Source organism: Streptomyces sp. NRRL F-5650, assembly GCF_000721365.1.
Classification (GTDB): domain Bacteria; phylum Actinomycetota; class Actinomycetes; order Streptomycetales; family Streptomycetaceae; genus Streptomyces; species Streptomyces ardesiacus.
Map to the genome: position 1 here is coordinate 1 of NZ_JOGV01000092.1, position 7,790 is coordinate 7,790.

Genomic DNA, 7,790 nt, shown 5'->3' on the forward strand with positions numbered 1-7,790 from the left:
CGACAGTCCCGCCGAGGCCAGCGCCTGCCGGATCACCCGCTGCTGCGACGGACCGTTCGGCGCCGTCAACCCGTTCGACGCACCGTCCGAATTGACCGCCGACCCCCGCACCACCGCCAGAACCCGGCACCCCGACCGACGCGCCCGCGACAACCGCGACAACACCAGCACACCAACACCCTCACCCCACCCCGTACCGTCGGCGCCGTCGGCGAACGCCTTGCAGCGCCCGTCCGGAGCCAGCCCCCCTTGACGGGCGAACACCGCCGGCGAGGGCCAGGTCGCACTCGCCGTTGCGCAGGGACTGCGCCGCCAGGTGCAGCGCCACCAGGGAGGACGAGCACGCCGTGTCCACCGTCAGCGCGGGCCCCTCCAGACCCAGCGCATAGGCGATCCGCCCCGACAGGACACTGCCGACGGCGCCGGTGAGGGCGTAGTCCTGGCCGCCCTCCAGGGTGGCGACCAGGGTGCTGTAGTCGTGCGAGCCGGCGCCGACGAAGACGCCGGTGCGGCTGCCGCGCAGGGAACCGGCGTCGACCCCGGCCCGCTCCAGCGCCTCCCACGACGTCTCCAGCAGCAGCCGCTGCTGCGGGTCCATCGCCAGCGCCTCACGCGGCGAGATCCCGAAGAACGCCGCGTCGAAGTCGGCGGCACCCTCCAGGAAGGCGCCGGTCGGGGAGAAGGCCGCGTCGGGGGCGATGTCCCAGCCCCGGTCGGTGGGGAAGCCCCCGACGCCGTCGCCGCCGGACGCGAGCAGCTTCCAGAACTCCTCCGGGGTGGTCGCGCCGCCGGGGTAGCGGCAGGCCATCGCCACGATGACGACCGGGTCGTCGTCCCCGGAGTCCGCGGCGCGGTCCGCGGGGACGGCCGGTGCCGTGGTCTCGGCCTGGGCCCGCTCCGTGCCGAACAGCAGGGTCCGCAGCGCATCGGCCGCCGCACGGGGCGTGGGATGGTCGAAGACGAGGGTGGCGGGCAGCCGGACCCCGGTGGCCGCCACCAGGCGGTTGCGCAGGTCGACGGCGGTCAGCGAGTCGAAGCCCAGCTCCTTGAAGGGCTTGGAGGGGCTGACGGAGTCGGCGCCGTCGCGGTGCCCGAGGGCCAGGGCGGCGGCGGCACGGACCAGTTCGAGCAGTTCCCGGTCGCGCTCACCGGCCGGCAGGTGGGCCAGGCGGGCGGTGAGGCCGGACTCCTCGGGGCCGGGCGCGGCCGGAACGGCGGGGACGGCCTCGGGGATCGTGTCGAGCAGGGGGCGGTGGCGGGCCGCGGTGAACGTCGCGGCGAAGCGGGCCCAGTCCGTGTCGGTGACCGTCAGGGTGGTCTCGTCGTGGTCGAGGGCCTGCTGGAGCGCGGTGACGGCCAGGTCCGGGTCCATCGAGCGCACGCCGCCGCGGGCCAGTTCGCGGGCGAGGCCGGCGTCGACCATGCCGCCGCCGGCCCAGCCGCCCCAGGCCACCGAGGTGGCGGTGAGGCCGCGGCGGCGCCGGTCGGCGGCGAGGGCGTCGAGATAGGCGTTGGCCGCCGCGTAGCCGCCCTGGCCCGCGCTGCCCCAGACCGCGGCACCGGAGGAGAACAGCACGAAGGCGTCCAGGTCGTGCCCGGCGAGCAGTTCGTCCAGGTGCCGGGCGCCGAGGGTCTTGGCGGCGGCGACGTCGGCGAGCCCACCGAGGGTGGCCTCGGCGAGCGGGACGTCGTGGCTGACGCCCGCGGTGTGGAAGACGGCGTGGACCGGGAACGACTCGGGTACGTCGTCCAGGACGGCGGCGAGCCGGCCGCGGTCGGCGACGTCGCAGGCGGCGACCGTCACCTCGGCGCCCAGGGTGCGGAGTTCGGCGGCGAGTTCGGCGGCGCCCTCCGCGTCGGTGCCGCGCCTACTGGTCAGCAGCAGGTGGCCGGCGCCTTCGCGGGCGAGCCTGCGGGCCACCCGGGCGCCCAGCGCGCCGGTGCTGCCGGTGACCACGACGGTGCCGTCGGGCCGGGGGCGCCAGGAGCGGGGGGCGGGGCCGTCCGGCAGGGGTGCGCGCACCAGTCGGCGTACGTAGGTGCCGCTGGGGCGCAGGGCGTACTCCTGCTCGGTTCCGGCGGCGGTGAGTACGGCCCGCAGTTGCTCCGCGGTGTCCTCGTCGGGTGCGGCGGGCAGGTCGACCAGTCCGCCCCAGGCGGCGGGGGTCTCCAGTCCGGCGACCCGGCCCAGTCCCCAGAGCGGGGCCTGCCCCGGCGCGGTGACCGGGTCCTGGCCGCCGGTGGCGACGGCGCCGCTGGTCAGGCACCACAGGGGTGCGTCGATCCCGGCCGTGCGCAGGGCGGCCAGCAGGGTCACCGTGCCGGCGAGGCCCGTCGGCAGGGCAGGGTGGTGCGGGTGGGGGCGGTCGGCGAGGCCCAGCAGCGACAGGACGCCGGTCCACGGCGTGTCCCGCGGGGTGCGCGGCCGGCCGGGCACGTCCTCCGGGCCGACCACGGTGACGGTGTCCTGCCCGAGGGCGTCCGCCGCCCAGCGGGTGAGGGGCGCCTCGGGGTCGTCGGTCACCAGCAGCCAGTCGCCGGGCGGGACGGCACCGGGGGGCGGGGCGGCAGGTGTCCAGGTGACGCGGTAGCGCCAGGTGTCGAGCGTCGCGGAGTCCTTGCGGCGTCGGCGCCAGTCGGACAGGGCGGGCAGCACCTCCCGCAGCGACTCGCCGTCCGGGAGGGCGAGTTCGGCCGCGGCGGCGCTCAGGTCGCCGCGCTCGACGGCCTGCCACAGCGTCTCGTCCGCGCCGTCGGCGGCCGGGCCGGCCGGCCGCGGGGCGGGCTCGGGCCAGAACCGGGTGCGCTGGAAGGGGTAGGTGGGCAGGGCGACCGGGCGGTCCGCCGTGCCCGGGGAGCCGAGCACGGCCGTCCAGTCGACGGGCGCGCCCCGGACGAACGCCTCGGCCAGGGAGAGCGCGAACCGCTCGGGCCCGCCGTCGTCCCGGCGCAGGCTGCCCACCGCGGCGGCGGTGGCCCCGAGCGCGTCGGCGGCGTCCTGCACGGCCGGGACGAGTACGGGGTGCGGGCTCATCTCCAGGAACACGTCGTGGCCCTGGGCGAGGAGTTCCTCGGTGACCGGCCCGAACAGCACGGGCCGCCGGAGGTTGCGGTACCAGTAGGCGGCGTCGAGGCCCGCGGTGTCGAGCGGGGCGCCGGTGGTGGTGGAATGGAAGGGGATCGCCGCGGAACGGGGCGTGATGTGGGCGGCCAGTTCGCCCAGTTGGTCCTCGATCCGCTCCACGTGGGCCGAGTGGGAGGCGTAGTCGACGGGGATGCGGCGGGCCCGTACGCCGTCCGCCTCGCAGCCGGCGAGCAGTTCGGCCAGGGCCTCCGGGTCTCCGGCGACGACGGTGGAGTGGCGGCTGTTGTGGGCCGCGAGGGAGATCCGGCCCGCCCAGCGGGCGATGCGCTCCTCGGTGTCCCGCGGGGACAGGGCGACCGAGACCATGCCGCCGTGCCCGGACAGGTGCTCGCGGATGAGCCGGCTGCGCAGGGTCACCAGGGCGGCCGCGTCCTCCAGGGACAGGGCGCCCGCGACGCAGGCCGCGGCGATCTCGCCCTGCGAGTGCCCGACGACGGCGGCCGGTTCGACACCGCAGGACCGCCACAGGGCGGCCAGCGAGACGCTCACGGCCCAGGAGGCGGGCTGGAGCACGTCCACCCGGTCGAGGCCGGGGGCGTCGGCGGCCTGGTGGATCACCTCGGTCAGGGACCAGTCGGTGAGCGGGCGCAGCACCTGGTCGCAGCGCTCCATCCAGCGCGCGAACTCCGGTGCCGACTCCCACAGCCGGGCGGCCATGCCGGCCCACTGGGCGCCCTGGCCGGGGAAGACGAAGACGACGCGGCCGCGGGTGTCGGCGGTGCCGCGCACCACCCGGGGGTCGGCCTCGTCACGGGCGAGGGCGGCGAGGGCGGCGGTGTGCTCCTCGGAGCCGTCCGTGAGCAGTACGGCGCGCTCGGCCCAGACGCTGCGGGTGGTGACGAGTGACTGCGCGACGCCGGCCGGGTCCGCCGCCGTGGCCGTGGCGCGCAGCCGGTCCGCGAGTGCGGCGAGCGCCGGGCCGGAACGGGCGGTGAGCACCCAGGGCGGCACGCTGCCGTCCAGCGCGGGCGGCCGGGGGGCGGGGCCGGTGGCGGGTCCCGTGGCGGCGGGGGCGAGGGGGGCCTGCTCCAGGATGACGTGGGCGTTGGTGCCGCTGACGCCGAAGGCGGAGACGCCGGCGCGGCGCGGCCGGTCGACGTCCGGCCAGGGACGGGCCTCGGTGAGCAGCGCGACGGCGCCCTCGGACCAGTCGACCTCGGGGGTGGGGTGGGGGGCGTGCAGGGTCTTCGGCAGGTGCCCGTGCCGCAGGGCCGACAGCATCTTGAGTACGCCGGCCAGTCCGGCGGCGGCCTGCGTGTGCCCGATGTTGGACTTGACCGAGCCGAGGTGGAGCGGCCGGTCGGCGGGCCGGTCCTGGCCGTACGTGGCGAGCAGGGCCTGCGCCTCGATCGGGTCGCCCAGCCGGGTGCCGGTGCCGTGCGCCTCCACGGCGTCCACGTCGGCCGGCGCGCACCCGGCCTCGGCGAGGGCCTGGCGGATCACCCGCTGCTGCGCGGGGCCGTTGGGGGCGCTGAGCCCGTTGGAGGCACCGTCCTGGTTGACGGCGGTGCCCCGTACGACGCCCAGCACCTCGTGTCCGAGGCGGCGGGCGTCGGAGAGGCGTTCCAGGACGAGGGTGCCCGCGCCCTCCGCCCAGCCGGTGCCGTCGGCGTCGGGGCCGAAGGCCCGGCAGCGCCCGTCGGGGGACAGGCCGCGCTGCCGGGAGAACTCGACGAAGATCTCCGGCCCGGACATCACCGTCACACCGCCGGCGAGGGCGAGGTCGCACTCGCCGGCGTGCAGCGCCCGTACGGCCAGGTGCAGGGCGACCAGCGCGGAGGAGCAGGCGGTGTCGACGGTCAGTGCGGGGCCCTCCAGCCCGAGGGTGTAGGCGATGCGGCCGGAGAGCACGCTGGAGGCGGTGCCGGTCAGCACGTGCCCCTCAACGTCGGCGGAGTGCGGCAGCCGCGCGTAGTCCTGTCCGTTGGAGCCGACGAAGACGCCGGTACGGCTGCCGGCGAGGGAGGCCGGGACGATGCCGGCCCGCTCCAGCGCCTCCCACGACGTCTCCAGCAGCAGCCGCTGCTGCGGGTCCATCGCCAGCGCCTCACGCGGCGAGATCCCGAAGAAGTCCGCGTCGAAGTCGGCGACGCCGGTGAGGAATCCGCCCTCGCGGACGTAGCTGGTGCCGGGGGCGGCCGGGTCGGGGTCGTACAGGCCGTCGAGGTCCCAGCCGCGGTCCGCGGGGAAGGGGCCGATCGCGTCGCGGCCGTCGAGGACGAGCTGCCACAGGTCCTCGGGGGTTCGTACGCCGCCGGGGAACCGGCAGGCGGCGGAGACGACCACGACGGGGTCGTCGTGCGTGCGCGTTCCGTCCCCCGCCCGTCCGCCGGCGGGCGCGGGCCGGTCGCCGGGGGTCGCGGGGCGGCCGCCGGTGCGGACGGCGGCCAGGTGGGCGACGAGGCGGTCGGGCGTGGGGTGGTCGAAGATCAGGCTCGGGGGCAGCCGCCTGCCGAGCGCGGTGGCGAGCCGGTTGCGGAACTCGACGCCGATGAGGGAGTCGAAGCCGAGCGCCTTGAAGGTGCGGTCGCCCGCCGCCCGGTCGGTGGCCGCAAGACCCAGGACTGCCGCGATCTCGCCGGCGACCAGGTCGTGCAGGGCCTGGTGCAGCGCGTCGCCGTCGAGCCCCGCGAGCCGGTGGGCCGGCTCGGCGGTGCGCGGACCGGTGGCCCGGGGCCGGGCCTGCTCCGTCTCCGGGATACGGCGGAACAGGGGGTGCGGCCGGCCGGGGGCGAGCTGGGACGCGAACCGTTCCCAGTCCATGTCGGCGACGATCACGTCGCTCTCCCCGTCGGCGAGGACCCGGTCGAGCGCGGCGAGCGCGGCGGCGGGGTCGAGGGGGCGCAGGCCGGTGCGGGCCAGCCGGTCGCGGGCCGCCTGGGTGTCCCCCGCCATGCCCGCGCCGGCCCAGCCGCCCCAGGCCACCGCGGTGGCGGGCAGGCCGAGCCCTCGGCGGTGTACGGCGAGGGCGTCCAGGTAGGCGTTGGCCGCCGCGTAGTTGGCCTGTCCGGCCAGACCGACGGCACCGGCGACGGACGAGAACAGCAGGAACAGGGACAGGTCGAGGTCGCGGGTGAGTTCGTGCAGGTTCCGGGCGCCGGCCGCCTTGGGCGCGGCGACCGCGGCGAACCGGTCGGGGGTGAGCGAGTCCAGCACCCCGTCGTCGAGGACGCCGGCGGCGTGCACGACACCGGTCAACGGGCGGTCCTCGGGCAGCTCGGCGATCAGACCGGCCAGCGCCTCCCGGTCCGCCACGTCACAGGCGGCGACGGTCGCCCCGGCCCCCAGCTCGCCCAGCCGGGCCACGAGGTCCGCGGCACCGTCGGCCCCGGCACCACGCCGGCCGACGAGCAGAACGTGCCGGGTACCGGCCCTGGCCAGCCACTCGGCGACACGCGCCCCGAGAGCCCCGGTACCACCGGTCACCAGAACGGTGCCGCGCGTGTACGGACGGGCGTCGTCGCGTTCCGGACCGACGTCCTCCTGCTGCCCACGAGCACCGTCCCTGTCCTGGCGGCCGTCGTCCCGCAGGCCGGTGTCCTCCCTCTCCGTGCGGGCGTCGTCCCGGTCCGCGGCGTTCGCGGTCCCCGTGCCGGGGCTCGCGGGCGTCCGAGGGGCCGCGTGGTGGAGACGGCGGGCGTGGAGTCCGGAGGCTCGTACGGCGGTCTGGTCCTCCCCGGTGCCGCCCGCGAGGACGGCGCACAGCCGGGCGCGGGCCCGGTCGTCCAGCGCGTCGGGCAGGTCCACGAGCCCGCCCCAGTGCTCCGGGTGTTCCAGCGCGGCGACGCGGCCCATGCCCCACACCTGGGCCTGATCGGGCGCGGCCAGCACGTCGGAGGGGCTCACCGACACCGCGCCCCGGGTCAGCGCCCACAGCCGGCCGCCGCCCGGCCCGGCGAGGGCTGCCAGCAGTACGGCCGTCGCCGCGGCACCCCCGTCGGGTCCGGCGTCGAGGGCGAGCAGCGAGACCACGCCGCGTCCCTCCTCGCCGAGCGCGGCCCGCAGTGCCTCGGCGACCCCGGCCCGGTCGGCCGCGGACGGATCGATCTCGACCAGTTCGGGCCGTGCGCCGTGCTCCCGCAGAGCCGCCGTCACCTCGGCGACCGCTTCGGGGCGGTGCGTGCCCGCAGGGACGACGACGGCCCACGTGCCGCTCAGCGACGGCGACGCGCCGTCCGGCACGAGCTCCCACGCGGCGTGGTAGCGCAGCGGATCGACCGGCGCCGGTGACGGAGTGGCCGGGGCGGCCCAGTAGCGGCGGCGCTGGAAGGCGTAGGTGGGCAGGTCCACCGTGCGGGCGCCGTACGGGGCGAAGCAGGCGGCCCAGTCGACGTCCTGGCCGGCGGTGTGCAGTCGGCCCAGGGCGGTCAGCAGGGTGGTGCTCTCGGGCCGGTCGTGGCGCAGTGCGCAGACGGCGAGCACGTTCCGGTCGGCGCCCCGTTCGGCCAGGCTGTCCTGGGCGAGCGAGGTCAGGACGCCGTCGGGGCCGAGTTCGAGGTAGCGCCGGGCGCCCGCGGCGTGTGCGGTGGTGATGCCGTCGTCGAAGCGCACGGCCTCCCGGACATGCCGCACCCAGTACTCCACCGTCGCCAGTTCCGCACCCGCCACCTCCCCGGTCACATTCGAAACCACCGGAAGCACAGCC

The 7,790-nt window shown here is 77.2% G+C and carries 1 pseudogene; it reads right to left on the minus strand.

Annotated elements, in window-relative coordinates:
* Positions 1 to 6,586, minus strand: a pseudogene (locus IG88_RS44025) (type I polyketide synthase); the annotation flags it as partial.
* Positions 6,587 to 7,790: the final 1,204 nt, after the last annotated feature.